Below are 26,148 nucleotides of genomic sequence, written 5' to 3' on the forward strand. Positions count from 1 at the left end.
TCTACTACCAGGTCGCCCCCTCCGTGGTGGCAGCCATGTCCGCCCTGCTCGACCTGCGCGCCTGACCCGTCCCGCACACGCTGCGGTCAGCCGGTGCAGTCCGGCGGGCAGCAGTGCAGCAGGTACTCCTCGAGTGCGTCCAGGCGGTGGGCCATGGTGGGGCCGTCGGCTCGGTAGAAGACCTGTTTGCCCTCTTTGCGGGAGAGCACCAGGCCGCCGCGGCGCAGCAGAGTCAGATGTTCGGACGTGGTCGACGGCTTCAGTCCGCACCGCTCGGCGATCTCCCCCACCGTCAGCTCGCGTCCGCCGGCGAACTGCTGCATGACCCGCTGGCGGGTCTCGCTCGCGAGCGCCTTGAGGAAGTCGGCCGTCGCCTGGTCGACCGCCGCCGCATCGCTTTCAGTTGCCGTTTCCATGCCTCTCATTTCGTCAGTTCCCGAATCAACGATCTATATGAAGGGTGCCAGGATCGCATGGAGCACGCTGATCTCATCGTCATCGGCGCAGGCCAGTCCGGTCTGGCCACCGCCGCCCTCGCCCCACGTCACGGCTTCCCCCGCACCCTGGTGCTCGAGTCCGCTGAGGCGCCGGGCGGGGCATGGCCGCGCTACTACGACAGCCTCACCCTCTTCTCCCCCGCCCGGTACTCCTCCCTGCCCGGCATGCGCTTCCCGGGCGACCCCGACCGCTACCCGGCCCGGGACGAAGTCGTCGCCTACCTGCGCGCCTACGCCCGACATGTCGATGCCGAGATACACATCTCCGCCGAAGTCACCTCAGTGACGCGCCATGACGGCGGCTGGCTGGTGAGCACGGTCGACGGCCGGCAGTACTCGGCCCGGGCTGTCGTCGCCGCGACCGGCGACTACACCGGCCCCCACGTGCCGGACGTCTCCGGACGTGCAGAGTTCGCCGGACGGGCGTTGCATGCCGCCGATTACCGCAGCCCCGAACTCTTCGCCGGTCAGCGGGTCCTGGTCGTCGGCGGCGGGAACTCGGCCATCCAGATCGCCGCCGAGCTCGGCGAGGTCGCCGACACCAGCCTGGTCACCCGGCGCCTCATCGGCTGGATGAACCAGCGCCCGCTGGGCCGGGACGTGCACTGGTGGTTCAAGCACACGCGCTTCGACACCGCGCCCCTGCGCAGGCTGCTGGTCAAGGTGCCGGTCTCCGTCCTGGACGACGGCCACTACCGAAGGGCGCTCGAGGAACACGGCGTCGACCGGCGGGAGATGTTCACCCGTCTCACCCCGGACGGTGCCATGTGGCAGGACGGCACCAAGGAGAGCGCCGACACCATCGTCTGGGCCACCGGCTACCGTCACACCTTCCCCTACCTGGAAGGCAGCGGTGCCCTGGAGGCCGACGGCCGACCCCGGCACCACGGCGGCATCGCCACCAACGTGCCCGCACTCGGTTTCGTCGGCATGGAGTTCCAACGCAGCTTCTCCTCCAAGACCCTGCGAGGCGTCGGCCGCGACGCCGCCCATGTCCTGGCCCGCCTGCGGTGACGAGATCGTCGGCGCTACCGCTCGGCCTTCCGGGAGACCACCGCACGGCGAAGCGATACCAGTGCCGGGGAACAGTGTCGGCGCGGCACCCTAGGATGGCCCGGGGCGCGGGGCCGGACCGCCGACGACTTCGGACGCAGCCTCGCCGCGTACGGCGGGATCTTCGTGGCCCGGTCGATCGCTTGGGGCATGGTCGCCGACGGCTACCGGCCCGACCGCTACAACGTGGTCGGAGCCCTGGTGTGCCTCGCCGGGATGGCCGTGATCATGTACGCAACCACTGACCCAACTCCTGTGCTCAGCGGTCACTTCGGCTCCGCGCTGCGGTACGCGGTGATCCTGGTCCGATCCCGTTCAGCTGGGCCTGTCGACGGTCAGCTGGCCATGGTGGAAGTCGAAGTGCTGGGTGGGATAGCGGTAGATGTCCGCGAGGGTCATGAAGTCTTTGAAGAAGGGGTCCCACCTGACCGGGTAGTGCATTCCGCGGCCAAGGTCGGCTTCTGCCTCGTCGGCGAGGCGTCGCTCCAAGGAGGCGGTGACCCAGTCGAACACGGCGCCCATCCGCCGCGGGCTCATCACCTTGGCCGCGCCGCACGGGCCGAGGTAGTTCATCAGGTCGAACGGCCTGGTCGCGGCGTCCAGCAGCCGGGCGGAGGCTTTGCTCAACGGGCGGGGAAGCCGACTGAACGCGCTCGCGAGGACCAGCAGGACGCGGACGACGATGTAGCCGAAGAGCATGTGCCACAGCAGCTGGCGGTTGGTCCACCGGGTGCCGTCGCTGGGGCGGGCGAGGTCGGCCGGCGAGGCGGTGTCCAGGAGCATGTGGAAGGTCTGCCGTGCCCGCGCGTAGTCGTCGTGTACGGCCTGCCGGTCCATCGCAGGGTGCTGGCCCATGGTGCGCTGCTCCACTCACGCGACGTTGTGTTTGGGGTGGGTGGTTCCCTGCTTGGGCGGGTACGGAACCGGCACTGCCGTCCGTCTTGGGCGAGGAGCGGGCCGAAGGTCTGCCCGGCGATGCGCTGGGCTTCGGCCTGGCTGGTGATCCGGCCGTGGACCTCCGGGTGTCGCCGGGCCCACGCTCGGCAGTGGAGGCGTCGGCGAAGAAGTCCAGCACGCCGCAGCACACGTTGGCCGCGGGGCCCGGCCGGTATCGCTGACCGACGAAGACGACCGCGCCGGCGGCTCCCACCGAGCGGTGCCGTCGGTGACAGTGACCGTGATCGGCCGGCCGTCGACCGGACATCTGCACCATTCTCGCCCGTCCCTGACGGCCGGTCGGGTAATCAGGTGCTCAGCAGCCGCGCGATCTGCCGTGCGGCGTCGCGGGCAGCTCGTCCGACGCCGATCAGGGTGGCGGACGCCGGGCCGGTCCAGTCGCCGTACCCCAGGAGGTGGAGCCGCGGTTCACCGGCGGCCTGAGTTCCCTCGGTAGGAATGTGGCCGCGTGTGCCGCGCAGCCCCAGCGGGGCGAGGTGGGCGAGGGCGGGGCGGAAGCCGGTGCACCAGATGACCGTGTCCGCTTCGACGTGGCTGCCGTCGGCCCATGTGGCGCCGGTGGCGGTGAGCCGGGTGAACATCGGCCGGGCCGCGAGGAGTCCGGCGGCGCGGGCGGCGCGGACGGGAGGAACGGCGACGATGTCGCCGAGCGAGGCGACACCGCCGCTGTCGGCGCGGCCTTCATCGAGCGCGCGTCGGCGGGCGGTGGCGACGTCGAACAGAATCCGGCCGTCGATGTCGTCGGCGAGGTAGCGGGGCGGTCGCTGGGTGGCCCACGTCAGGTCGATGCCGGCCAGAGCGAGGTCGGCCGCGATCTGGGCGCCGGAGTTGCCGCCGCCGACCACGACCACCCGCCGACCGGCGAAGTCTGCCGGGCGGCGGTAGGCCACCGTGTGCAGCTGGCGTCCGGTGAAAATGTCCCGGCCGGGGACAGCGGGCAGGAAGGGCCGCGACCAGGTGCCGGTGGCGCTGACGACCGCCCGCGCCGACCAGTCCCCCGCATCGGTCTCCACGCGGAGCCGGCCGCCGTCGCGGTGCACGGCCTGGGCTCGGACGCCGTGCTGGACGGGCAGTTCGTAGCGCTTCTCGTAGTCGGCGAGGTAGTCGACCACGTGTCCGGCGTCCGGGTACGTCTCGCCGGGCCGGCCGGGCATGATCCGTCCGGGCAGGGACGAGTAGGCCGCCGGGGAGAACAGGCGCAGCGAGTCCCACGTGTGCTGCCAGGCCCCGCCCGGCGCCGTGTCGGCGTCCAGGACGGTGAACTCCACGCCGAGGCGGCGCAGGTGGTAGCCGGCGGCGAGCCCTGCTTGGCCGCCGCCGACCACCAGCACATCACTGATCTGCGTCATGAACCCAGCTGCGCGGCCGTGAACTTCTTGCGCCACGCCAGCGACACGTAGACCAGTGCCACAAGGACCGGGACCTCGATGAGCGGGCCCACCACACCCGAGAGCGCCTGGCCGCTCGTGACGCCGAAGGTGGCGATGGCGACCGCGATGGCGAGCTCGAAGTTGTTGCCGGCCGCGGTGAAGGCCAGCGTGGTCGTGCGTTCGTAGTTGAGGCCGATCACCTTGCCGAGCAGGAAGGCGCCGAACCACATGACGGCGAAGTACACCAGCAGCGGCAGGGCGATGCGGGCGACGTCCAGCGGTTGCGAGGTGATGGTCTTGCCCTGCAGGGCGAAGAGGATGACGATCGTGAACAGCAGTCCGTACAGCGCCCACGGGCCGATCTTCGGCAGGAACTTCTGCTCGTAGGACTCGCGGCCCAGCTTCTTCTCGCCGATCCGGCGGGTCAGGAAACCGGCGAGCAGCGGCACGCCCAGGAAGATGACGACGTTGAACGCGATCTCCCACATGGAGATGTCCAGGGACTCGCCGTTGCCGAGGCCGAGCCGGCCGGGCAGCAGGTCCAGGTAGAACCAGCCGAGCACACCGAAGGCGATGACCTGGAAGACGGAGTTCAGCGCAACCAGGACCGCGGCCGCTTCCCGGTCACCGCAGGCCAGGTCGTTCCAGATGATGACCATGGCGATGCAGCGGGCGAGACCGACGATGATCAGGCCGGTGCGGTACTCGGGCAGGTCCGGCAGGAAGATCCACGCGAGCGCGAACATGACCGCGGGGCCGAGGATCCAGTTGATGACCAGGCTGGAGATCATCAGTTTGCGGTCGCCGGTGACGGCGTCGAGCTTGTCGTAGCGGACCTTCGCCAGGACCGGATACATCATGATCAGCAGCCCGACCGCGATCGGCAGGGAGATGCCGCCGATCTCGACCTTCGCCAAGGCGTCGTTCAACCCGGGGATCAGCCGGCCCAGCCCGAGGCCGAGGCCCATGGCGAGAAGGATCCAGACGGCGAGGAAGCGGTCGAGCGTCGAAAGCTTCGCGACGACCGAGGCTTCCTCGGTCGTCGCGGGTGCTTCGGTGCGGGTCACGGACAGGCCCTCTTGTTCTCTGCGGCGGTACGGGCGGTCTCTGCGAGCTCGGCGAACTGACCGGCGAGCTGGGCGATGACGTCGGGACGGAGCTTGTAGTAGGTGAAGCGGCCGCACGGCTCGGTCTCCACCACCCCCGCTTCCCGCAGCACCTTGAGGTGGTTGGACAGGTTCGTCTGGCGGGCGCCGGTCTCCTCGACCAGGTGCGTGGTGCACAGGGTCTCTCGGGCGAGCAGGGTCACGATCCGCAGCCTGAGCGGGTCGGCCAGCACCCGGATCAGGTCAGTGTCGACTGACGTCATCATGGGCTGATACTCTCACATCACCCGATGCTGATACCAGCCGGGGCTGACCTACGGCCCGTCGAAAGGGTCTGCTCATGTCCGCCTCCCCGCCCCCTGTCCTGCCCGATGACCGCCTGGCCGCCGGCACGGCCCGCCTGGCCACCCGGCACGCCGGCCGGTTCGCGGTCGAGACAGTGCAAGGTCTGCTCGCCGACTCCTACCGGCGCCTCGCCGAGACCGCGCGCGTCACCACCCACCTGGTGGTGCCGGCCGAGCGCCTCGACGCCCTCGCGCACGTCCAGGGGGCGCCGGGCTCGGGTCTGCCGCGGGTGCTGTTCGTGTGCAGCCACAACGCCGGGCGCTCCCAACTCGCGGCCGCGCTCCTCGAACTGCGGGGAGCCGGCCGGGTCACGGTGTCCAACGCGGGCACGCATCCGGCCGGTGCAGTGGAGCCCTGCATCGCCCAGGTCCTCACCGAGGCGGGCGCCGATCCGGTGGACCCGTACCCGAAACCGTTGACCGACGAGGTCGTCCAGGCCGCCGACATCGTCATCACCATGGGCTGTGGGGATGCCTGCCCCGTGGTGCCCGGCCGCCGCTACCTCGACTGGCCCGTCCCGGATCCCGACGGCGCCCCGGTGGCCGTCGTCCGCAACATCCGCGACGACATCGACACGCGCATCACCGAGCTGCTGGCCTCCCTCCCCACTGACCCGACCCGCACCAGCGGTTGAACCACTTCGTGAAGGAAGAACCCATGTCCTCCGCCCCGCTCGCCTCCGTGCTGTTCGTCTGCGTCCACAACGCGGGCCGCTCCCAGATGGCCGCCGGATTCCTCCACCACCTCGCCGGCGACCGCATCGAGGTCCGCTCGGCCGGATCCATCCCCGCCGACCAGGTCAACCCGGCGGCCGTCGAAGCGATGCAGGAGCTCGGCATCGACATCGCCGACCAGAAGCCCAAGGTGCTCACCACCGAGGCCGTCCAGGCATCCGACTACGTCATCACCATGGGCTGCGGCGACGCCTGCCCCGTCTTCCCCGGCAAGAAGTACCTCGACTGGGCCCTCGAAGACCCGGCAGGCAAGGGTGTGGACTCCGTCCGCCCGATCCGCGACGAGATCAAGACCCGCATCGAGGCCCTCATCGCCGAGATCGAAGCGCAGCAGGAGGCATGACCACCGTGACGCACACCGACGGCGTGCGCGACGTCATCGTCATAGGCTCCGGCCCCGCCGGATACACCGCAGCCCTCTACGCCGCCCGCGCCCAGCTCAGGCCGCTGCTGTTCGGCAGCTCCATCTTCGTCGGCGGCTCGCTCACCACCACGACAGAGGTCGAGAACTTCCCCGGCTTCCCCACGGGCATCGACGGCCCCGACCTCATGGACAACATGCGGGCCCAGGCGGAGAAGTTCGGCGCCGAAATGATCGACGACGACATCACCGCCGTCGACCTCACCGGGCCCGTCAAGCTGCTGACCGACTCGGCCGGCACCGTGCACCGCGCCAGGACGGTGATCGTCGCAACCGGCTCCGGCTACCGCAAGCTCGGCCTGCCCCGCGAGGAAGAACTGTCCGGCCGCGGTGTCTCCTGGTGCGCGACGTGCGACGGCTTCTTCTTCCGTGACCGCGACATCGTCGTGGTCGGCGGCGGCGACACCGCCATGGAAGAAGCCACCTTCCTCACCCGCTTCGCCCGCTCGGTCACCGTCGTCCACCGCCGCTCCACCCTGCGGGCCTCCAAGGTCATGCAGAACAGGGCCTTCGCCGACGACAAGATCTCCTTCGCCTTCGACAGCGAGATCGCCGAGATCAAGGAATCCAACGGGATGCTCTCCGGCGTCGTCGTGCGCGACGTCCTGACCGGCGCCACCCGCGACCTCGACGTCACCGGACTGTTCATCGCCATCGGCCACGACCCGCGCACCGAGCTGTTCACCGGACAACTCGACCTGGACGACGAGGGCTACATCCAAGTCACCTCGCCCTCCACCCGGACGAACATCCCCGGCGTCTTCGCCGCCGGCGACGTCGTCGACCACACCTACCGCCAGGCCATCACCGCAGCCGGTACCGGCGCCGCAGCAGCCCTCGACGCCGAGCGCTACCTCGCCGCCCTCGCCGACACCACTCCCGAGCCCCGGACAGCAGCACTCCTGGCCTGACGAATCCACCGACAGGCGGGCCCGGCACCTTGTGCCGGGCCCGCCCTCGGTCCGTACGGCGACGACACGGCTGTCAGCCGGCGGGCGTGACGACCACGATCGCTTCCTCGCCGGGGCCGTCGGCGAACGTCTCGAGCGCATCGAGCTCGCCCTTGTCGACGGCCAGACCCCCAGTGGAGCTTGGTGCCGATCCACTCGCCGATGTAGCGGCAGTACTGGTCGGTGGCCGGCGGGAGCCACTCGGCCGGGTCCTGGTCCGCCTTGGACCGGTCGGTGCGGGCCGGGACCGCGAACAACAAGGTTGCGGCGCCCTGGTCGTTGGCATACGCGTCGCGCTTGGCCGCGGTCCTGGCGGAGGCCCCGGACTGGCGGGGAGCGTCATTCCAACCGTGCTGTATTCGAAACGGCCAGTGGTACCGGCGCTCAGGGGTCGGCGCTATGGTGCGTGGCCGTGGACCCTGCTGATCTTGACCATCGGGCCCGGACGCGGTCCGGCTGCATCCCGCCGGAACTGGTCTCCCGGCTGCTCCACCAGGGCCATGCAACCGTGGTGGAGGAGTGGGCCGGACGTGGGGAGTGGTTCTGCGCGCTTGTGTGGGCGCGGCTGCTGGGCGAGCGGGGCCGACAGGCCGACGCACTGGAGGTGCTCGCCCCATACACCGCTACGGGCTGGTGGACGGCCGTCGTAGCGACCGCCGAGCTGCTGGAGGGCTGGGGCCGGACCGAGCAAGCGATCGAGACCGTCCGGGCCCGGATGGCCGTCGGGCACCCGATGGCGTTGGAGGCCTACACGCGGCTGCTTGCCCGGCACGGCCGCGCCGAGGAGGCGTTCACCATGCTGCTGCCGCACGCCGACGACTGGGCACTCGCCACCGCCCTGGTCGACGTGGCCGCCGTCGCCGGCCGTGACGAGGAGGCCGCCGCGCTGCTCGCCGCGCGGATCCGGGCCGACCACCGCTGCGACGGCCCGTGGTGCTGCCGCGGCCTCGACCCCGACACGGCGATCGGCCTACTCGCGACGATCCGCGAGCGCCAGGGCCACATCGACGAGGCCATTGCCCTGCTCAGGCACCGGCAGATCACCTCGGTCAACAGCCGCGACCAGCTCGCCGACCTGTTGGCCCGGCACGGCCGGATCGAGGAATTGCGTGCCTACGCGGCGACCGAAGGACATGGGGAGGCCGTACAGCGGCTGGCGGAGCTGCTGGAGGAGTGTGGCGACGTTGAAGGCGCGATCGCTGCATACGGGCAGACCGACGGACCCGCCGCCTGGAACCCGAAGTCGGCTTACGAGCTCGCGCAGCTCCTGGCCCGGCATGGCCGGGGCGACGAGGCGATCGCCGTGATGCGCGCCCAGGCCGACGCCCACCACGGCGACGACTGGATTCTCCACACCCTGTCCGAGTTGTGTCTCGACCAGGGCCGACCCTCCGACGGCCTGGCCCACCTCGACGCCCTCGCCGCCCAGTTCGGGGGCGAGGATGAGTGGGAGCTGTTCTGGATGCGGCTGCCGCTGATCGCGGCCTGCAGCGGGGTCGACGAGGCGGTTGAACTGGCCCGAGCCCACCCCGAGGGCACCACTTGGTACGCGGCGGAACACATCGCTCGGCTTCTCGCCGACGCCGGGCGCACCGATGAAGCCGTCACCGTCCTTCAGCAACATGACCGCAGGAACAGCCACGACCTGGCCGGCTACCTCATCGACCTCGGCCGTATCGACGAAGCCTTGGCCGTCCTTCAGCAGCCCCGCCCCCAGACGCCCGCTATGCCGACGACACCTCCATGGTCGGAAGATGCCCCCTTCTGAAGCCCTGCCCGGTCCGGGCCTGTTGGGATGGCGGCCGAGCACGGGGGCGAGGACTGCGGGCGGATGGTCCTGGGCCCAACCGATGGCTTTTCCGTGGCATCGGGATCACCACCTCAGTCGGACCCTGCGCGTCACGTCTGATTTTCGAAGTGCTCCATAAGCTTCTGCTGGAGCGCCTGAAGTATAGGACTGTCCTGTTTGAGCATCGACAGGCGGTTCTCCGCAGTGGCGGCGTAGGCAGCGTCTGCCCTCACATTGGTCGTTGCCGCGGTGAGGAGGTAGCCGTTGAGGGCATCCATGGCCGATGCCTCGTCGACAGCCTGCCCCCTTCGCATCAGACAGCGGTCCAGGGCCGCTTCGTCGCTGGCGATCACGTTCGCGACGACGGACGGCTGCCAGTCATTCGCGTTGGTCAGCGAGGAATGCGTGTCGAAACCCACGGTGACCGTTTCACCTTCGGGAATCTCCACCTCGTATCGGCCTTCCTCGTCGGTATAGGCGCGGTCGATCAGAGACAGATCACCGCGATAGACGCTGACCTTGATCATGAATATCGGCTTCTTGTCGTCAATCGCTCTTACATGCCCGAACATGAGGGTCTCCTCTCGGCCAGAACCTCGGGGTTGGTCGGGTCCTCGGAGCGTGCGAAAGCATCATGTACCCACCCCCTCCCTCCAGTCTGTCCGCGGCCAACCTCCACCGCCACTTGGCATTTCAACAGATGACCTTCGCAGTTCTACGGGGACGTCCGGACTCGGTGGCACCGGGTTCAAGGCTGAGAGACCATGGTTTTGGGGCTCAGAGCACTCGATGGCGAGCGTCATTGACGGGTGTCTCTCCTTCAGTGTCACGCGACATGACCAGGAGGCGGATAATGCCCAATCCACTGCTCAGAAAAGGCGACAGCGGCCCCTTCGTTCATTCGCTTGCAAGAGGACCTCGCCACCCACGGATACGCCACGCCGGGCATCGCCCTTCCTTCACGTACCGCAGGCTGATGTCGCTGAACTAGGACACCCGCAGAACTCCGACCCCGTGGACCATCAGCAGCCCATTCTGCACCGTATGCCTCACAGCAAACACCACCCGACGAAAGCGCTGCACGCGATGGCGACGACAGCCGTGGCCGCGGAGAACCGCAGGGCGAAACCACGGCCGAACGTACCCGCCTGCAGAGCGATCAGCTTCATGTCCGCCATCAGCCCCACCACCATGAACGCCAGCCGAGCAGTGGGCGAGAAGCCCGTGAGGGAGGCGGCGACGAAGGCGTCCGCTTCGGAGCAGACAGCCAGTACCACCGCCAGCGCGGCAAGGAAGAGGACGGACAACCCCGGTGAGTCGGAGAACGTCTCGAGTACCGAGCGCGGCACGGCGACTTTGAAGGTGGCCGCCGTCATCGCCCCGACGACAAGAAACCCTCCCGCGTGCAGGAAGTCGCGCCGGAACCCGAGCCGGAGCTCCTCCCAGCGGCTGTGCCTCTGCCGATGGCCAGTGTGCCGAACCGGCATTTGCAGCCACCGTGAACGGCCGAACCGCAGTCAGATCCACCCCATCGCCATGGAGACGGCGAGCGAGTCGAGGAGCCGCGCGGCCGGCGGTGCGCTTGGCGTCTTCTGTCATGCCGCCAGTGATCCAGTCCGGGACGTTGATGAGCAGTCTCCAGCGCCAGTTGTCCCTGACCTGGCCCGAAAGTCGCCCATGCCGTCCGCGCACCACGGCCCCTCGAATGGGCCCACGACGAAGTCCTTGCCGAGGTCGCATCTGCAAGCGAACTTGGCGGTATAGGCGACCGCATTGGGCGCCTCGACCGCGTGGCGGTGCGCGGCGGTGGTGTTCGGGTCACCGTGCCCGTCGATGGCGAGGAAGTGGAGCTCGGCAATGTCGCAGCTCCCACTCAGTGTTCCTGGGCGAGTAGCACTTCTTGAGCTCCCGCTTGATGCCGTACCAGTCATGCCGAGGAACCTTCCTGTGAGCGACGTCCGGAGCATTGCTCGGGGGCGCCGGGGGCGCGGCACTCAACGGCCGAAGCCCCGGCCGCCGCGGATGCGGATGCCGGGGCGGCCGGTGCTGTGCCGGGCCGGGCCGGGCGGTGCCGTGGCTGCGACCACCGCTCGGCCCGGAGTTTCAGGTGCGCGCGACCCCCACGGACACCGGTCCGGGTTGTTCGTGCTCACACGCGTCGTCGATGCCGTATGTCTCCCAGGCCGGGAAGGCGTCGTCGTCGGGTACCGGTTCGCCGTCGGCCAGCAGGCAGTCGACCAGGGCAGCTTGCAGCTCTTGGACCCGCAGCCCGGTGCCGATGAAGACCAGCTCCTGCCCTTGCGGGGTGTCGGCATCGCGAGCCCCCGAAGGCTCGAAGCGCGCCACAGCACCTGCCTGCGACCACAGCCCCGTCACCCGCGGCCGGCTGGCCAGCCAGAAGAACCCCTTGGAACGGAGAACCTGACCGAAGCGACCGCTGTCGAGTCGCTCGGTGACCAGGTTCCACAACCGGCCCGGGTGAAAGGGCCTTTCGGCGCGGAACACGGTGGAGGAGATGCCGTACTCCTCGGTCTCCGGGACGTGGTCACCGTTGAGTTCCGTGACCCAGCCCGGCGCTTGCTGAGCGCGTTCGACATCGAAGAGTCCGGTACCGAGCACGTCACGCGGCTCCACAGCGCCATGGGTCGCGAGGATGATGCGAGCGACGGGGTTGAGCCGAGCGAGTGCGGCCTTGAGCCGGTCCGCGTCCTCCGCGGGGACGAGGTCGAGCTTGTTGAGCACGATGACGTCGGCGAACTCGATCTGGTCCATCAGCAGATCGCTGACCGTCCGCTCGTCGTCCTCGTACTGGTCCAGCCCGCGCTCGGCCAGTCCGTCCCCGCCGGTCAGCTCCGGCAGGAAGTTGGCCGCGTCGACGACGGTGACCATGGTGTCGAGCCGGGCGAGTTCGCCGAGGGTGACGCCATCGTCTCGCGGGAAGGAGAAGGTGGCTGCCACCGGCATCGGTTCTGAGATGCCGCTTGACTCGATGAGCAGGTAGTCGAAGCGGCCCTCGCGCGCCAGGCGGTCGACCTCTTCCAGCAGATCGTCGCGCAGAGTGCAGCAGATGCAGCCGTTGGTCATCTCGACGAGTCGTTCCTCGGTGCGCGAGAGTGCCGCCTCGCCGCCGCGGACGAGGGCCGCGTCGATATTGATCTCGCTCATGTCGTTGACGATCACGGCGACACGAAGCCCGTCGCGGTTGCCCAGGACATGGTTCAGCACGGTCGTCTTGCCCGCGCCGAGGAACCCGGACAGCACAGTGACGGGCAGGGGGTGGTGACTCACGTGCGCTCAGCCTTCGGGGTGCAGCAGGCCGCGCTCGTATGCCTTGACCAGCCGCTGAGGCACCAGATAGCTGGAGCCGTCCACCGTGATCGGCACGAGCTGAGTCGTGCTCGCCTTCCACTGGGCGCGGCGGTGACGAGTGTTACTGCGGGACATCTTCCGCTTGGGAACAGCCATGGGAGTCTCCTCGGTTCTTGACACCCTTACGCTATATGAAAATGGGTTCCATTTCCAACGCGCCCAACGATCCGCGAGCCGGGCGGGTCCGGCGTGGAGCCGCGTTGCTGCCCGGACCGGGGGTCCGGAGGCTCATGTCCCGAGCTGGATATTCGTGTGCGAGCATGACGATGGCTTGTCAACTTCCCTTCAACGGGGGTCCTTTGAGCCAGATCACGGGTGTCAGGGGTGCGGTCCGACAGCGGTGAGCCAGAGGGGGGCACGGCGATAAACGAGCCACAAAGGCGCGTACGGTTACGCCTCGCACGGCAGCGAGCGGCTCCACGCCGCGTTCGAGCGCGCATACGTGAGGACGTTCCCGAACCCGCTTCCTCCCAGCAGCCAGGCCCGTCGGTCGGATTGCGACGTGTTGTGAGGCGCGCACGGGCAGCCAACTGGGCCCACATCATCACCGTCACCGGAACGGCTCTCGCTGCCATCGCAGCGATCGGAGGATTATGGGCCCAAGCGGTCACCTCGTACTGGAGCCAGCAGACGGCAAGAGACCAACTCCTGCAGTCCCGGAAAGACGCAGAGCGAGAGTCCCGAAGCCAGGCCGCGCGGGTGTCGTACTGGCAAGACAAGACAACGGACGGCATGACGCGTCTGCACGTGATGAACAGGTCACCCGACCCGCTGACCTGCACACATGTGGCTTTCCGCGCAGTCAACCTCGCACCGGACGGACACCAGGTCACCGATGCAGCGGAGTTCGACGCCGAGATGCTGAGCATTGCTCCGTGCACGGAGGTCATATACAGCACGGACAGGATGAGAATCTCAGGAGAACGTTCAGACGATCGCGATGAACGGTTCGATTTCCGGCGCATGGAGATCAGCAACATCGCCATCGTCTTCGTCGATCGTGACGGTGTCCGCTGGATGCGCAACGTGGGAGGGCTGAAGCCGATCGGCTGGAAGACAAGGCCGGCTATTCCTCGGTTGAGCGGGACCCCGACCATCCACTTGACCGACGGCCTGCCCTCCGTGAAGCGAATAGCGGAGTGCGGCAGCACCTATTGATAATGGGCCTGGACTGACTTTCAAATGGCCACGGCCCGCTGCCGTTCACCCTCGCCATCGCCCCCCTCCCCCGCGCCGCGTTCTTCCATACCACCGGCGATGAGCGCCCGAGTCGGCACCGCTCGTCAGTCGCTGCGGCGAGGTGGTGTATGTCGTCCCATGGGCGTGTCTGCGTCCCGTGAGCACGGGAAGTGAAGACGATCTCATGGCACCCGCAGTACGCGGGACACGCACCCGCACGAATGAAGGAGATCATCATGGCCACCGGTACCGTGAAGTGGTTCAACCCGGAAAAGGGCTTCGGCTTCATCGAGCAGGACGGCGGCGGCCCCGACGTGTTCGTCCACTACTCGGCCATCGCGAGCACCGGATACCGCGAGCTCTCCGAGGGCCAGAAGGTCCAGTTCGACATCACACAAGGCCCCAAGGGACCTCAGGCGGAGAACGTCACACCCGCCTGATTCTCCCTCCCTGTGGCCCGACCGGTCGGGCCACAGGGAGGCGGTGCCCGCAGCGGTTCCGGCAAGACGACGGGTGTCGGTGAGCATCGGTCAGGGGCTTCCTCGGTTGTGCCGTCAGTGCCCTATGAGCTTGTGGAGCACCGGTGCGCTGATGGACGAAGCCGTCAGTCCCGCGAGTGCAGCTCCCGCCACGTTCCGGTGCTGAAGTAGGTGAGGACGCCCGCCACCGCTCCGACGATCGCCGCCGCCAGGAAGATGAGCGCAGCGTGAGCCGTCATGAGAGGTCCAGGGGCGCCGGGCGGGCCCGCCTGGCCCGAGTGGCGCATAAGGCTTGACGCGGTACCTCCGTTCTCGGCTGTGGTCTTTCATCGCTCCATGAAGTCGAGTTCGCCAGTACACGAGACCGTCACGCCGTACCGGAGAGCCTCTCTTCCCCACCCCGCCCGCCCGAACCATCGGTCCAGGAGTGATCTCTCCGTCCGTCGTGACGGAAACCCGCGGAAGCGACGATAGGCAGCACGCGCGGCCAGGCCGGTGAGGAGCCGGCGGCCGTTAGAGTTACCGTCGAAAGGCGGGGGACGGCTGTGGACTTCGGGGTATTGGGCCCGCTGACGGTGTGGCGGGACGGCGTACCGCTGGGACTGGGCACACCGAAAGGGCGGGTGCTCCTGGCGGTCCTGCTGTGCCGGGTCGGCCGACCGGTCGCCGATGACGCGCTGGCGGACGCCATCTGGGGCGAGGCGCAGCCGAAGAGTGCCGCCAAGAACGTCCAGACCTACGTCCACCGGCTCCGGCAGCACCTGGGGGATGTGGGACGCATCGCCAGGCAGGGCCAGGGCTACGTGCTGCGTGCCGACCGCGACGAGCTGGACGCCGCGCGTTTCGAAGATCTGGCGGGCCTGGCCCGAGCGGCGCTTGCGGCCGGTGATCCGGATCAGTCGCGTCGGCACTTCGACGAGGCCCTGGGCCTCTGGCGGGGGCCCGCGTTCGCCGGCATCGCCGATGTCCCGGCTCTGACCTCGGAGGCCGCTCGCCTCGACGAACTGCGGCTCGGTGTACTCGAAGAGCGGATCGACGTCGACCTGCGGCTCGGTCGGCACAGCGAGCTTCTCGGCGAGCTGACCGCGCTGACGATGGAACACCCGTTCCGCGAGCGGATGTGGGCCCAGCTCATGCTCGCGCTGTATCGCTGTGGCCGGCGGGCGGACGCGCTGCTGGCCTATGCCCAGGTCCGTGACGTCCTGGCCGAGGAGACCGGTCTGGAGCCCGGGCGGAAGCTGCGGGACCTGCACCGGACCATCCTCGGCGGGGACCCCGCGCTGGATCCGGTGATCGCGACAGAGGGGCCGGAACACCGGACCGCCGGCACCGCCCGGATGCTGCCTCCGAGACTCGGCGACTTCAGCGGCCAGCGGGTGGAGCTCGCGGAGATCGAGGCAGTGCTCCGCAAGGACCGGGCAGCCGACGAGCCGGCCGCGGTGGTGACCATCTCGGGCCCTGGCGGGATCGGCAAGACCGCGCTCGCGGTGCAGGCCGCGCATCGTCTCAGGTCCGCCTACCCCGATGGGCAGTTGTTCGCGGCACTGGCCGGTGCACGCACCCAGCCGGTCGACCCGGTCACTGTGCTCGGTCGGTTCCTGCGTGCGCTCGGAGTACCCGCCACCGCCGTGCCGGACGATCCGGAGGAGCGCACGGATCTCTACCGGGGCATGCTCGCGGAACGCCGGATCCTGGTGGTGCTCGACGACGCGTACGACGAGGAGCAGTTGGCTCCCCTGATGCCGGCCAGCGGTACGTGTGGGGTGATCGCCACCGGCCGTGTGCGGCTCGGTGGTCTTGGCGGCGCACACCGGACAGAGCTCCGCGCGATGTCCGAGGCCGACAGTCTGGCCATGCTGCGCAACAGCACGGACGACCGGTTGGCCTCGGCCCCTCCCGCAGCGCTGTCCGACCTGGTCCGGCTCTGTGCACGGCTGCCGCTCGCGCTGCGGATCGTCGGGTCGCTCCTGGTGTCACGACCGCATTGGCGCCTGGCGGATCTCGTGGCGCGGTTGGCGGACGAACAGCATCGGCTGGACGCGCTCCGCTATCGCGATCTCGAGGTACGGGCCAGTTTCGGGCTGAGCTACGAAGGGCTCCGACCCGAGGCACGGCGGCTGTTCCGGCTCCTCGGGCTCCTGGAAGCCCCCGACTTCCCGCTCTGGGCGGCGGCCGCCGCGGTCGACACCGAACTGCGCGCGGCCCAGGAACTCCTCGACGAGCTGGTCGACGTCCACCTGCTCGATGTCACCGGAACGCCGAACGGTCAGGCGCGTTACGGATTCCACGACCTGATTCGTGCCTACGCAAGAGAACGCGCGGATGTGGAGGAGTCGGTGGAGACCCGGGACGATGCCGTCTGCCGCGTCCTCAGCGCCCTCCTGGCCCTGACGGACATCGCCGACCGTGACCACATGGGCCAGAACATGTTCCAGCAGGACGCCTCCCGGTGGCGGCCGGATCGCGTCGAGGCAAGCCTGCCGCCTTCCGTACCGCCGATGGCGCTGCTGGATTCGGAGCGTATCCCGTTGGTGACAGGTGTGCGGCAAGCCGCAGAGCTGGGCAAGGACGAGCTCTGCTGGGAGCTGGCCGTGGGCGGACACGCGCTGTTCGAGACGGAGCGGTACTTCGACGACTGGCAGGAGTGTTACGACACGGCGATGGGCCTGGCCAAGGCCGCGGGCAACGTGCGGGGCCGGGCCAGATTGCTCATCTCGATGGCCGGACTGCGCTACACCCGGCGTCGGTACGGTCCGGCCGAAGAGTCGAACACCGAGGCCATGGTCCTGTTCGAGCAGATCGGGGACCGGCGGGGCTACCTGGAGGCGCTGAGTAACGCGCCGTTCTTCCTCGTGCCCAACGGACGTTTGACCGAGGCGATCAGGGCGGGCAGCGAGGCCTACGAACGGCTCGACGCCGGCGGCCAGGCTGCGGCCGCACTCCACGCGTACTCACAGGTCGGCCTCGCTCACCTACAGGCGGGGAGGCCAGGGACAGCGGTAGAGGTCTTCACGGAGATCCTCGCCGGGGCACGGGAGCAGGGGATCCGGACCCTGATCGCGCGGGACACCTACTGGCTCGGCCAGGCGCAGCTCGCACTTGGCCATCACGCGGAGGCGGAGGAGTCGTTCGCGGAGCTGACCGCGTACGCCTCGGACGTCGGGCCCTCGGGCGCGTTCTACCTGTCCCATGCCTGGGGCTGTCTCCACCTTGCCAGAGGTGAGTACGCCGATGCGCGCCGCCGTCTCCTCGAAGGCGTCGAGGTCGCGCGTGCCCTCCATGACCCCATGTTCGAAACCCGTGTTCTCATCGACCTGCTCGATCTCCGCCTGTACGACCGCCATGATCTGCGAGCCGCGATCGGCCAGGGGGAACGCGCGGTCGAGGTGGCCCGCCGTATCGACTACCCGTACCTGCTTGCGGGTCTGTTGGACAGGCTCGCCCGGTTGCGTGCTGCGGCGGGAGACGAAGCCGCCGCGAGAAACCTGGCCGACGAGGCGGCTGCCGTGGGATCCAAGATCCGCTGAGCCCTCCGCACACCACGTATTCCCGGCGTGTGCCCGCCGTATTCCGGGATGTGTCACGGTGCGCCTCGGCAACGAAAAGCCGTCGGCGAGCCGATCCGGCATGTCCGGCTGTGTCGCCTGTCATTTCTGAAGCAATTGAACGTTCGAGCTGCCGTATCGGACAGCTCTCGTTACCAGCGAGGTAATTGTGCAAAAGGGACGCTTCGTGTTCGCGGCCGCTGTGGTCACCATGGGTCTCGGCCTCTCGGCCTGCAACAGCGACGAGGAGGGGTCGGCGGCGCAGGACTCACCGGCGGCGTCGACCCCCGCCCCGGCATCGGCCGAGCCGAGCAGCGAGAGCACGGCTGCGGGCAGCGGCGACGACAGTGCCGCTCCCGCCGAGGGGGACGTCACCGCGCCGGGCACGAAACTCAAGGTCGGTGACAGGGCTGTCCTGCCGTTCGAGTACACGAGCGAGAAGAAGGGCACCATCGCCGTGACTGTCACGGCGATCGAGAAGGGCACCGAGTCCGACATGGCCGCCTTCGGCGCCAAGGCAAAGGGAATGACGCCCTACTTCATCAAAATGAAGGTGGAGAACGTCGGCGGCACCGACCTGGCGTACGCGTCGCTGAAGCTGGACGGTGTGCTGGAAGGCGGCAGCGGCACGGGCGTCGTACTGATCGGCGACCTCCCGGGCAAGTGCGACAGCGAGAGCGCGCCCGCCGAGTTCAATACCAAGGGTGCGTCGTACGAGACTTGCGCGCTCAGCGCCACGAAGGGCTCGCCCGTCACCGCCGCCTCGTTCGACGAGGGAGACGCGTACCGCGACAGCCCGGTCGTCTGGGCCAACTGAGGTCCGTGCCTGTTCGCACCTCGCCGACCGCTGCAGCCGTTCCAGGCCGTCCTCGTCCGGCTGACCGGGTGGCCGTAAATCGACTCCCGCAGCGGCTGTACGGGAACGGGGCGTGGCTGCCGCCCACTTGGAGGAACAGGCCGAGGCCGTCGCCACCCGCCGGGCTCCACCGGCCGGTCCCGGAGGACCGCACCGCACAACGGCCCGGCCGGCGTGGGAGCCTGGTCAGCGGACGACGTCGAAGACGTTCTTCTGCAGGCCGTTGGCGTACGCCTCGTGCTCGACGAGCTTCAGTTGCTGGGTGTCCTTGTCCGTGGCACTGAACAGGCGCTTGCCCGCGCCGAGCAGCAGCGGGAAGACGAGCAGGTGGTAGCGATCGATCAGGCCGGCGTCGGAGAGGCTCCGGTTCAGGCTTGCGCTGCCGTGCATGATGATCGGACCGCCCTCAGTCTCCTTCAGTGCGGCGACCTCGTCGAGCGATCGCAGGATCGTGGTCTCGCCCCAGTTCGGGACCAGGTCGTCCTTGGCGAGGGTGGTGGAGACGACGTACTTCGGCATCGGCTTGTAGTCGGCGAACTCCTCCATGTCCGGCCAGACCGGGCTGAACGCCTCGTAGCTGGTCCGGCCGAACAGCATCGCGGTGGCTTCCTGCTGCTCGCGGCCCTTGATGTCGAACGCCTCGGGGAGGAACTCGATGTCCTTGAAGGTCCACCCGGAGTTGCGGTAACCGGGCTCGCCGCCAGGGGCCTCCACGACGCCGTCGAGGGACATGAACGCGGTGCTGATCAGGGTACGCATCTAAGGTTCCTCTGCATCTCGTATCTGGTTCTCAGCAGGTCCGGTCGGTGCGCTTCGACCACATGCGCGGCAGCGGCGCACCCACCGTGATCTCTGACCGCGGATCACGAAGAAACTCATCGCCATCCGGCAGCCTCGGCCATCCGGATCGTCCGTGAGGGTCGAGCCACTGCCCGCCGGCCAGGTGGTCCAGGAACTCCGGATCCCAACAGTCGGCGGTGGCGCGGACACGGTTCAGCAGGACCAGCGGGATGTCGCCCGGCGGGCCGTGCGCCGGTAGGCGAACGTCACGGAGGGACCTTCCACGGACAGGTCCTTGCACGCGTCCGCCGGAGGGGAGCTCATGACGACCTTCGCTCTCTTGCCGCTGGGCCTTGGTGGGCGGAGGCGGGGCGTCAGGCGGGCAGCTTGTTGAGCTTTCGCAGCTGCTGGTCGAACATCCGGGCGGGGACGAGGCGGCGCATGCGGACGCGTCCGGTCAGCGCGCCGGCGGCGTAGCGCAGCTTCGGCTTGGAGTCGGTCGCCGCGGCGATGATCGCCTTGGCGACGATGGTGGGATCGTCGCCGTCCTTGACCGTCTGGGCCATGTACTCCTCGAAGACCTGCCGCTGCCCGGCGTAGAGCTTGAATTGCGCGTTGATTGTTCACGCCGCGAACTGGCGGTACAGCGCGGCCACGTCGCCGGCCAGCGCGGCCTTGACCTGCCGTGTGATGTCGTCGGCGAGGACTTCGTAGGCGTCCTGCTCCACGCCGTCGAGCGCCTGCGCGGCGACGTCGCGGGGGCTGGACTTGGGGGCTTCCACGTCGGCCGTCAAGTCCGTGTCGACGTAGGCGACGTGCAGGCCCGTGACCGTGATGCCAAGCGGGGCCAGTTCCAGCCGCAGGGCGTTGCTCTGCTGCCACAGGGCGGCCTTGGAGGCGCTGTAGGAGCCTGCGACGCCCAGCCACGAGAGCACGGAGTGGACGTTGAGGACGTGCCCCCCGCCGTTGCGTTCGATGGCCGGGGCCAGGGCCCTGGTGACGAGCAGCGGACCGTAGAAGTTGATCTCGAAGTCCTGGCGTATGCCTTCGACGGGGGCGTGAAGGAGGGAGCCGCCGACGGAGGCGCCGGCGTTGTTGATCAGGAGCGTTATGTCCTGTGCCCGCTCGGCCATGGCCGCTACGGACGCCGGATCCGTGACCTCCAGGGCCAGCGGCACGGCGTCGGGGTGGGTCACGGTGCGCGGGTCGCGGGCCGTTGCGTAGACCTTGCTCGCACCGCGCTCGAACAGCTGCTCCACCAGCTCCTTGCCGATACCGCGGCTGCCGCCGGTGACGAGCGCGACGGAGTTCTTGATGTGAGTCATTGAGAGGCCTTCCAGAAAAGAGCAATGGAAACCGATCGGTTTCCGCAACGGTAAACCGATCGGTTTCCACAAGGCAAGCGGGGACGTAAGCTGGCCGCATGACCGAAGCGACCTCCGCCCCCGTCACAGCTCCCGCAGCGCCCTCGACCCGCGACCGTCTCCTCGACGCCGCGGCGGACCTCTTCTACCGGGAGGGCATGCACATCGGCGTCGAGGCGCTGTGCCGCGCCGCGGGCGTGTCCAAGCGCTCGATGTACCAGCTGTTCGACAGCAAGGACGAAGTGATCGCCGCGAGCCTGGAACGCACGGCGGCCGCCTATCGCACAGCCCTGTTCCCCGCAGCCGACGACAGCCGGCCTCCCCGGGAACGGATCCTCCACGTCTTCCGACGCCTGGAGGAGCTGTCCGCGGACGCCGACTTCCACGGCTGCCCGTTCGTGGCCGCTGCCGTTGAGCTCAAGCACCCCGACCATCCGGGGAGCAGAGCCGCGCGCCGCCACAAGAACGCGCTGGTCGGCTACTTCCGCAACGAGGCCGAGGCCGGCGGGGCGCACGACCCCGCGACACTTGCACAACACCTCACGGTCGTCTTCGACGGGGCCAACTCATGGGGCGTCGTCCAGGGCACCGGTACGGACGGCCTCGCCATCTCGATGGCCACCACGCTCCTCGACACGGCAGGCATGACAGGCACGACAGGGGCAGGGTCCGGCTGACACCGGCCGCCGAGTCCGGGCGGGGCGGGCGGAGTCGCGTACCAGGGCGTCGAAGTCGGCCCCCGACCGGAAGGCCTGGTCGCGAAGCGTCACAGGATGAAAGGGACGCAGCGCTGGACAAGGGCAAGCGGATCACAGGCGAATGAGTCGCTGATCAAGCCCTGTCGCCCGCCCACCGGACACGCGGTCGGCGTCCCAGGTGAGGGCGCCCTCGACACGGCGGGCACAGCAGCGCCACGGGGTTCCCGATCGCGGTCACCAGCTCCCGAGAGGCCACAAGAGTCTCCGCGAGGCAGGCTGGACCCATGCAGTGGCTCTTCCACTCGCCCACTCGGCCAAGGGCGGGCGCCCCTGGCCCGGTCCGGTTCACGCTGGCGCGGTGCGTACCGTTCGCGCTCGGGCTGGCGGTGCTGGTCATCGAGCTCACGCCGGCGCATTTCATCTATACCGGTCCGCTGCTCACTGCGATACCGGCACTGGCAGCGGTGACGGTGGGCCCCAGGGGCACGCTGTCGGCGGCGGCTCTCGCACTGGCGATCAGCACGACCACGGCCACTTATAACCAGGCCTGGGGCACCTTGCAGGTCTATACCAATTTCCTGGCTCTTGCCCTGGTCACCGCGGCCGGTTTCATCCTGAGCAGCGCGGCACAGTCTCGTAAGCAGAGCGAGCTGGACCAGGTTCGCCGCATCGCCGTGGCAGCACAGGACGTCATACTGCGGCCTGTCCCCGCCCGGCTGGGCCCGCTGCGGGCGGCCAGCATGTGCCTCGCGGCCGGTACCGGCGCACAGGTCGGCGGAGACCTCTATGAAGCCGTGCAGACCCCGTACGGCGTCCGGATGATCGTGGGCGACGTCCGCGGCAAGGGACTGAACGCCCTCCGCGCCGTAGCAGTGGCGCTGGGCGCCTTCCGGCAGTTCGCGCACTACGAGGACGACCTGGTGGAGGTCATGGACCTCTGCGCGGCGGCGCTGCGCCGGGAGGCCGCCGTGCCGGGTGCCTACGATGAGGAAGTACGGATGGAGGGATTCACCACTGCGCTGATCGCCCAGGTTTCCGACGAACCCGTGGTGCACCTGGTCAACCGGGGGCATCCGCCTCCGCTGCTGCTGCACCAGGGCAAGGTCCAGGCCCTGATGCCCGCCTCGCCGCTGCCGCCTCTCGGCCTGGAGGACCTCGTCACCGGCCCTCCCGAAAAGCCCGAGACCTATCCGTTCGTACCCGGTGACCGTCTGCTGCTGTACACCGACGGCGTGATCGAAGCCCGCAACCGGGACAACGACTTCTTCCCCCTGGGTGAGGCCATGGAAGCAGCCCACGCCCTCGTCCCACCCGAGTTCATGGAAGAGCTGCACCAACAACTGCTCCGCCACACCGAAGGCCACCTCGCGGACGATGTGGCGATGATCCTCATCGACCGACTCGACGGCGAAACCGGCACGTAGATCCCGGCACGTAGATCAGAGCAGCCGGCCGCCGTGCGGTGCCGAAGAGGACGTTGGTGGACCGTCGTGCGCGGAAGGGTGCGGCAGTGTTTCCGGTGCTCTCGTACCCGACCGCCCTGGCCCGGGGCTTGCGGCGAACCCTTCTTCGTGTTGCACGTACGGGCACGCACCCACCCCAGGCGACGACATCGCCCTGCTCCTCATCTGCCCCCGACCAGCGCCATCGTCGCCGGAGAGTCCAGACGCGTGATGGCCCTTACTCACGAGTCGTGGGAGACACCCGCCGACGGTTGCCTCGGCCCAGTCAGTCGTGGCGAGCGAGCCTGATCGCGGAAACGAGCAGGGCCAGGGCCAGCGCGGGGATGAGCACCAGGTCCGGGAACGCTCCGGAGCGGCCCGCCCAGCAGCGCACCGGCGACGGAACCTGCGGCCAGGCACAGGCTGCCGGCAGGCTGCCGGCCAGCAGGTTGACCGCGACAGGCAGCGCGCGGCCCCCTCGGCCACCGCCGCCAGGCGGGCAGGCTAGAGCGACCAGGCTCATCGCCTTGTTCGAGATGACGGCCGAGAGCGCGGCGAAACCGAAGAGGCTGATCAGCAGCGGCAGGCGGACAGCAGCCGATCACGGTCACACTGACTCGAAGATCCATACCGTTGTGGGGTGCCCCCCACTCGGCCCTCCCGTACGGCTGTTGCGTACCCACACGGCGGACGGTCGCCGCCTGCCTGAGCTCTCGCCCGTGATCTCGGTCAAGCGTGCGGGACGTTCGGGGCGCGTCGTTGGGCCTTGAAGTGAGTGGGGGGTGGGGAAGAAGAGCAGCGTTTTTATCCCCTGCGGGTAGGTTCTGGCCATGACCGGTGACTGGCGGACGGATCGGATCGGGGCTTCTCTGCGGGGGCAGAACCCGACCGTGCTGCGGCGGCTTGAGGCTGGCTTCGCGGTGATCGGCGACGTTCAATTCCTGCCGGGCTACTCGGTCCTCCTCGTGGACGAGCCGGGTGTGCAACGGCTGTCTGACCTGCCGAGGGCCAAGCGGCTGTCGTTTCTGTCCGACATGGAACGACTCGGAGAAGCGGTCGAGCGGGCCTGCCGACAGCTGGACCCTGATTTCCGCCGGGTCAACCTGGAGATCCTGGGGAACACTGATCCGTTCTTACATGCCCATGTCTGGCCGCGCTTCGAATGGGAGCCGACCGAGCTGGTGGGCAAGCCGGTGTGGCTGTATCCACGTGAGCGGTGGAGTGACGAGCGGTTCAGGCTCGGTCCGCAGCATGACGTGCTGCGGAATGCGATCGGCAGCGAAGTGGACCGGTTGCGTTCGATGGACTGACGGCCCGGCCCGGCCCGGAGATCATTGAGCCCCTCCCGGCGTGGCCGGCCGGCTGTGGCACGACGCGATCGTTCAGTCCGGCATGCAGGAACATCTGGGGGCGCTGAAGAAGCTGGCAGCCTCGCGGCCGGCGTGCTTCCTCCTCCCAAGTGGCAATCTTCGCCTCGGAGAACGGCTACTCCGCCCGGCGGCCTTCGCGCAGGACGACTTCGGCGAGGGCGCCACGGCCGTCACTCTTCGGCAGACGGCAGGCGTGGCACTGGACGCCGGAGCAACTCCCCCGTGAGGCGCTGCACCAGACCGGGCTCCATCTGGCCGGCTCCGGCTTCCTCTGCGCTTCGCCGAGCAGTTCATCGAACGGTCAGCGCAAGCCAGGCAGGAGTGGGCGTGACAGGGCCGTCTTCCGGCCGTTGAGCCGGATCGTGCGAGGTCCCACGACCGTGCCTCGGGACCTCCTGTTCCTCTTCCGCAGTGTCTACCGGCTCGGTCTCTTCAACTTCTCCCTGTGCGGCTGTGTCAAGGCGTCAGGCCGGCTTCCAGGGCACGAGACGGTGATCGTAGGCCATCGCCAGACGGCTGTTGCCGGGACTGAAGGCGATCCTGGTGCGGGTGCGGACGCCCCACGGGGCGATGGGTCCGGTTCGAGGCCAGGGCGAGGGTCCCTCCGTCCCCGACCCTCAAATCGCTGCGCCAGTCTTCGGCGGTTGCCGGCAGGACCGGCGGGTCGGGCCGATGAGTTTGCCGGTTGCCTGAAGTCTTCTTTATGACGTTCCCGCCCCCGGCGGCAGATCACGAAACGCCGGATCCCGGTGTCATGGAGGAGAGATGGAGGCCAGGATGAACAATCCGATTCGGCTGTACATGTCGATGTCGCTCGACGGCTATATCGCCGGCCCGGACGATCGGCCAGGGCAGGAGCTCGGACGTGCCGGTGGACGGCTCTTCAACTGGCTCGACGACCGGAAGTCCGACGGTCCGAGCGGCCAGGTCTTCCGCGAGGCCTTGGCGACCGGCGCGGTAATCTCCGGCCGTCGGACTTTCGAACTCGCCGGGCGCTGGCAGGGCGACCACCACGACGGCGTGCCGATCTTCGTCCTCACGCACCAGGTGGATGACGGGGACGTGCCACCCGGCCACGCGCGTTTCGTCACGGATGTCGAGGAATGCGCCCGTCAGGCTCGTGCGGCCGCCGGGGACCGGCCTGTCATGGTCCATGGGGCGGGCGCGGCCCAAGCGCTCCTCCGAGCCGGGCAGATGGACGAGATGGAGATCCACCTGGTTCAGGTCCTCCTCGGGGACGGCAGACGGCTGTTCGACCACCTCGGTGGTGATCACATCGAACTCGACCTCGTCCGCCGGCTCGAGGACCGAGACGTCACGCACCTCCGCTACCGGGTACGTCGACCCGAGGAGACCGTATGAAGACACTCTTCGTCGCCTACCGCGTCACCGACCTGGACCGCTCGCTCAGTTTCTACACCGCCTTGGGCTACGCCGAACTGGGCAGGGTCGACGGCGGCGACGGAAGTCACCTCGTGATCCTCAAGTTCCCCGGCGAACCGGCGGCCTCGCTCGAGCTGGTCCACCGTCCCGGCGACGGACCGATCGACGTGGGCAGCGGTTTCGACCACCTTGCGATCCAGACGGACACACTGGCCGCCACCCTGGAGCGACTGACCGACGCCGGCCTGGAGCCGGGACCTGTCCAGTACCCCGGCGGCCCTCGCGGACCGAAGACCTCGTGGCTCACCCACCCGGATGGCTACCGGATCGAATGGGTGGAGTGGCCGCCCGGACACCCCGACGGCATCACCGCCGCGGACTTCTCCTGAACGCCGCGTGAGCGGAGCGACGACGCTTCGCCTTCTTTTCAGGACCGTGCACTCTCGGCCTCGGCGGCATCG

General features: G+C 68.7%; 25 protein-coding genes and 2 pseudogenes. 15 read left to right on the forward strand and 12 right to left on the reverse strand.

Translation table 11 applies throughout. The annotated features are described in order from the left end of the window. Positions 1-86 precede the first annotated feature (86 nt). Complete coding sequence (locus ACTMTU_RS35095) at positions 87-416, reverse strand: ArsR/SmtB family transcription factor (RefSeq protein ID WP_441267479.1); 330 nt, start codon at positions 414-416, stop codon at positions 87-89. Between the two features lie 57 nt (positions 417-473). Here ACTMTU_RS35095 and ACTMTU_RS35100 point away from each other — a divergent pair, with 57 nt between their 5' ends. After that, positions 474-1,511, forward strand: a complete 1,038-nt coding sequence (locus ACTMTU_RS35100; RefSeq protein WP_441267480.1) for a flavin-containing monooxygenase — start codon at positions 474-476, stop codon at positions 1,509-1,511. 123 nt (positions 1,512-1,634) lie between these two features. Beyond that, positions 1,635-1,787, forward strand: a pseudogene (locus ACTMTU_RS35105) (YnfA family protein); the annotation flags it as partial. Between the two features lie 78 nt (positions 1,788-1,865). Here ACTMTU_RS35105 and ACTMTU_RS35110 read toward each other — a convergent pair. From ACTMTU_RS35110 to ACTMTU_RS35125, 4 genes are all read right to left on the reverse strand, one after another. Further along, entirely contained in the window at positions 1,866-2,420 is a 555-nt protein-coding gene (locus ACTMTU_RS35110) for a DinB family protein (protein ID WP_441267481.1), read from the reverse strand. 374 nt (positions 2,421-2,794) lie between these two features. Then, positions 2,795-3,856, reverse strand: a complete 1,062-nt coding sequence (locus ACTMTU_RS35115) for an ArsO family NAD(P)H-dependent flavin-containing monooxygenase (RefSeq protein ID WP_441267482.1) — start codon at positions 3,854-3,856, stop codon at positions 2,795-2,797. Continuing rightward, entirely contained in the window at positions 3,853-4,944 is a 1,092-nt protein-coding gene (gene arsB / locus ACTMTU_RS35120) for an ACR3 family arsenite efflux transporter (protein ID WP_441267483.1), read from the reverse strand. Before arsB ends, ACTMTU_RS35115 begins: the two co-directional genes overlap by 4 nt. Beyond that, a complete protein-coding gene (locus ACTMTU_RS35125; RefSeq protein ID WP_441267484.1) occupies positions 4,941-5,249 on the reverse strand; it encodes an ArsR/SmtB family transcription factor in 309 nt (102 codons plus the stop codon). The genes arsB and ACTMTU_RS35125 overlap by 4 nt, the downstream gene beginning before the upstream one ends. Before the next feature lie 74 nt (positions 5,250-5,323). Here ACTMTU_RS35125 and ACTMTU_RS35130 point away from each other — a divergent pair, with 74 nt between their 5' ends. The 4 genes from ACTMTU_RS35130 (at position 5,324) to ACTMTU_RS35145 (ending at position 9,201) form a co-directional block, all read left to right on the forward strand. After that, positions 5,324-5,962, forward strand: coding sequence for an arsenate-mycothiol transferase ArsC (locus ACTMTU_RS35130; RefSeq protein WP_441267485.1), 639 nt, complete (start codon positions 5,324-5,326; stop codon positions 5,960-5,962). Between the two features lie 23 nt (positions 5,963-5,985). Beyond that, positions 5,986-6,405, forward strand: coding sequence for an arsenate reductase ArsC (locus tag ACTMTU_RS35135; protein ID WP_441267486.1), 420 nt, complete (start codon positions 5,986-5,988; stop codon positions 6,403-6,405). After that, a complete protein-coding gene (gene trxB, locus ACTMTU_RS35140) occupies positions 6,402-7,394 on the forward strand; it encodes a thioredoxin-disulfide reductase (RefSeq protein WP_441267487.1) in 993 nt (330 codons plus the stop codon). The genes ACTMTU_RS35135 and trxB overlap by 4 nt, the downstream gene beginning before the upstream one ends. Positions 7,395-7,845: 451 nt before the next feature. Beyond that, entirely contained in the window at positions 7,846-9,201 is a 1,356-nt protein-coding gene (locus ACTMTU_RS35145; RefSeq protein ID WP_441267488.1) for a tetratricopeptide repeat protein, read from the forward strand. Positions 9,202-9,332: 131 nt separating this feature from the next. On the opposite strand, the gene ACTMTU_RS35150 is transcribed toward ACTMTU_RS35145, so the two are convergent. From ACTMTU_RS35150 to rpmF, 4 genes and pseudogenes are all read right to left on the reverse strand, one after another. After that, complete coding sequence (locus tag ACTMTU_RS35150; protein WP_441267489.1) at positions 9,333-9,794, reverse strand: carboxypeptidase regulatory-like domain-containing protein; 462 nt, start codon at positions 9,792-9,794, stop codon at positions 9,333-9,335. Between the two features lie 477 nt (positions 9,795-10,271). Beyond that, positions 10,272-10,790, reverse strand: a pseudogene (locus ACTMTU_RS35155) (permease); the annotation flags it as partial. A 535-nt stretch (positions 10,791-11,325) separates the two neighbouring features. Continuing rightward, entirely contained in the window at positions 11,326-12,510 is a 1,185-nt protein-coding gene (locus tag ACTMTU_RS35160; RefSeq protein WP_441267490.1) for a GTP-binding protein, read from the reverse strand. Positions 12,511-12,516: 6 nt separating this feature from the next. Beyond that, positions 12,517-12,687, reverse strand: coding sequence for a 50S ribosomal protein L32 (gene rpmF / locus ACTMTU_RS35165; protein ID WP_441267491.1), 171 nt, complete (start codon positions 12,685-12,687; stop codon positions 12,517-12,519). A 636-nt stretch (positions 12,688-13,323) separates the two neighbouring features. On the opposite strand from rpmF, the gene ACTMTU_RS35170 reads away from it, so the two are divergent. The 4 genes from ACTMTU_RS35170 (at position 13,324) to ACTMTU_RS35185 (ending at position 18,611) form a co-directional block, all read left to right on the forward strand. After that, a complete protein-coding gene (locus ACTMTU_RS35170) occupies positions 13,324-13,749 on the forward strand; it encodes a hypothetical protein (RefSeq protein ID WP_441267492.1) in 426 nt (141 codons plus the stop codon). 257 nt (positions 13,750-14,006) lie between these two features. Further along, positions 14,007-14,210 carry a cold-shock protein gene (locus ACTMTU_RS35175; protein ID WP_441267493.1) on the forward strand — a complete coding sequence of 68 codons (204 nt, stop codon included), beginning with the start codon at positions 14,007-14,009 and terminating at the stop codon, positions 14,208-14,210. A gap of 584 nt (positions 14,211-14,794) precedes the next feature. Continuing rightward, a complete protein-coding gene (locus ACTMTU_RS35180) occupies positions 14,795-17,776 on the forward strand; it encodes a BTAD domain-containing putative transcriptional regulator (RefSeq protein WP_441267494.1) in 2,982 nt (993 codons plus the stop codon). Positions 17,777-17,960: 184 nt separating this feature from the next. Next, complete coding sequence (locus tag ACTMTU_RS35185; protein ID WP_441267512.1) at positions 17,961-18,611, forward strand: hypothetical protein; 651 nt, start codon at positions 17,961-17,963, stop codon at positions 18,609-18,611. A 225-nt stretch (positions 18,612-18,836) separates the two neighbouring features. On the opposite strand, the gene ACTMTU_RS35190 is transcribed toward ACTMTU_RS35185, so the two are convergent. From ACTMTU_RS35190 to ACTMTU_RS35200, 3 genes are all read right to left on the reverse strand, one after another. Then, positions 18,837-19,409: a dihydrofolate reductase family protein gene (locus ACTMTU_RS35190; RefSeq protein ID WP_441267495.1), complete on the reverse strand. Its 573-nt coding sequence runs from the start codon at positions 19,407-19,409 to the stop codon at positions 18,837-18,839. Between the two features lie 395 nt (positions 19,410-19,804). Further along, entirely contained in the window at positions 19,805-19,996 is a 192-nt protein-coding gene (locus tag ACTMTU_RS35195; RefSeq protein WP_441267496.1) for a hypothetical protein, read from the reverse strand. Positions 19,997-20,053: 57 nt separating this feature from the next. Continuing rightward, positions 20,054-20,755, reverse strand: coding sequence for an SDR family oxidoreductase (locus ACTMTU_RS35200; protein WP_441267497.1), 702 nt, complete (start codon positions 20,753-20,755; stop codon positions 20,054-20,056). Between the two features lie 98 nt (positions 20,756-20,853). Between ACTMTU_RS35200 and ACTMTU_RS35205 the strand changes: the two genes are divergently transcribed. The 5 genes from ACTMTU_RS35205 to ACTMTU_RS35225 all read left to right on the forward strand — a co-directional run bounded on the left by ACTMTU_RS35205 (position 20,854) and on the right by ACTMTU_RS35225 (position 26,076). Continuing rightward, positions 20,854-21,471, forward strand: a complete 618-nt coding sequence (locus tag ACTMTU_RS35205) for a TetR/AcrR family transcriptional regulator (RefSeq protein ID WP_441267498.1) — start codon at positions 20,854-20,856, stop codon at positions 21,469-21,471. Between the two features lie 407 nt (positions 21,472-21,878). Further along, positions 21,879-22,916 carry a PP2C family protein-serine/threonine phosphatase gene (locus ACTMTU_RS35210; protein WP_441267499.1) on the forward strand — a complete coding sequence of 346 codons (1,038 nt, stop codon included), beginning with the start codon at positions 21,879-21,881 and terminating at the stop codon, positions 22,914-22,916. An 848-nt stretch (positions 22,917-23,764) separates the two neighbouring features. Further along, entirely contained in the window at positions 23,765-24,244 is a 480-nt protein-coding gene (locus tag ACTMTU_RS35215; protein ID WP_441267500.1) for an HIT family protein, read from the forward strand. An 837-nt stretch (positions 24,245-25,081) separates the two neighbouring features. Continuing rightward, complete coding sequence (locus ACTMTU_RS35220) at positions 25,082-25,666, forward strand: dihydrofolate reductase family protein (protein WP_441267501.1); 585 nt, start codon at positions 25,082-25,084, stop codon at positions 25,664-25,666. Then, complete coding sequence (locus tag ACTMTU_RS35225; RefSeq protein WP_441267502.1) at positions 25,663-26,076, forward strand: VOC family protein; 414 nt, start codon at positions 25,663-25,665, stop codon at positions 26,074-26,076. Before ACTMTU_RS35220 ends, ACTMTU_RS35225 begins: the two co-directional genes overlap by 4 nt. Positions 26,077-26,148: the final 72 nt, after the last annotated feature.

It is taken from the genome of Streptomyces sp. OZ13 (assembly GCF_052068155.1).
Classification (GTDB): Bacteria; Actinomycetota; Actinomycetes; order Streptomycetales; family Streptomycetaceae; genus Streptomyces.

What these genes read in the sequence shown, in the direction of transcription:
- ACTMTU_RS35095 (WP_441267479.1), bottom strand. Translation starts at nt 416, where the DNA reads ATGGAAACGGCAACTGAAAGCGATGCGGCGGCGGTCGACCAGGCGACG.
- ACTMTU_RS35100 (WP_441267480.1), top strand. Translation starts at nt 474, where the DNA reads ATGGAGCACGCTGATCTCATCGTCATCGGCGCAGGCCAGTCCGGTCTG.
- ACTMTU_RS35115 (WP_441267482.1), bottom strand. Translation starts at nt 3,856, where the DNA reads ATGACGCAGATCAGTGATGTGCTGGTGGTCGGCGGCGGCCAAGCAGGG.
- ACTMTU_RS35125 (WP_441267484.1), bottom strand. Translation starts at nt 5,249, where the DNA reads ATGATGACGTCAGTCGACACTGACCTGATCCGGGTGCTGGCCGACCCG.
- ACTMTU_RS35130 (WP_441267485.1), top strand. Translation starts at nt 5,324, where the DNA reads ATGTCCGCCTCCCCGCCCCCTGTCCTGCCCGATGACCGCCTGGCCGCC.
- ACTMTU_RS35135 (WP_441267486.1), top strand. Translation starts at nt 5,986, where the DNA reads ATGTCCTCCGCCCCGCTCGCCTCCGTGCTGTTCGTCTGCGTCCACAAC.
- trxB (WP_441267487.1), top strand. Translation starts at nt 6,402, where the DNA reads ATGACCACCGTGACGCACACCGACGGCGTGCGCGACGTCATCGTCATA.
- ACTMTU_RS35150 (WP_441267489.1), bottom strand. Translation starts at nt 9,794, where the DNA reads ATGTTCGGGCATGTAAGAGCGATTGACGACAAGAAGCCGATATTCATG.
- rpmF (WP_441267491.1), bottom strand. Translation starts at nt 12,687, where the DNA reads ATGGCTGTTCCCAAGCGGAAGATGTCCCGCAGTAACACTCGTCACCGC.
- ACTMTU_RS35170 (WP_441267492.1), top strand. Translation starts at nt 13,324, where the DNA reads ATGACGCGTCTGCACGTGATGAACAGGTCACCCGACCCGCTGACCTGC.
- ACTMTU_RS35175 (WP_441267493.1), top strand. Translation starts at nt 14,007, where the DNA reads ATGGCCACCGGTACCGTGAAGTGGTTCAACCCGGAAAAGGGCTTCGGC.
- ACTMTU_RS35190 (WP_441267495.1), bottom strand. Translation starts at nt 19,409, where the DNA reads ATGCGTACCCTGATCAGCACCGCGTTCATGTCCCTCGACGGCGTCGTG.
- ACTMTU_RS35195 (WP_441267496.1), bottom strand. Translation starts at nt 19,996, where the DNA reads ATGGCCCAGACGGTCAAGGACGGCGACGATCCCACCATCGTCGCCAAG.
- ACTMTU_RS35200 (WP_441267497.1), bottom strand. Translation starts at nt 20,755, where the DNA reads ATGACTCACATCAAGAACTCCGTCGCGCTCGTCACCGGCGGCAGCCGC.
- ACTMTU_RS35205 (WP_441267498.1), top strand. Translation starts at nt 20,854, where the DNA reads ATGACCGAAGCGACCTCCGCCCCCGTCACAGCTCCCGCAGCGCCCTCG.
- ACTMTU_RS35215 (WP_441267500.1), top strand. Translation starts at nt 23,765, where the DNA reads ATGACCGGTGACTGGCGGACGGATCGGATCGGGGCTTCTCTGCGGGGG.
- ACTMTU_RS35220 (WP_441267501.1), top strand. Translation starts at nt 25,082, where the DNA reads ATGAACAATCCGATTCGGCTGTACATGTCGATGTCGCTCGACGGCTAT.
- ACTMTU_RS35225 (WP_441267502.1), top strand. Translation starts at nt 25,663, where the DNA reads ATGAAGACACTCTTCGTCGCCTACCGCGTCACCGACCTGGACCGCTCG.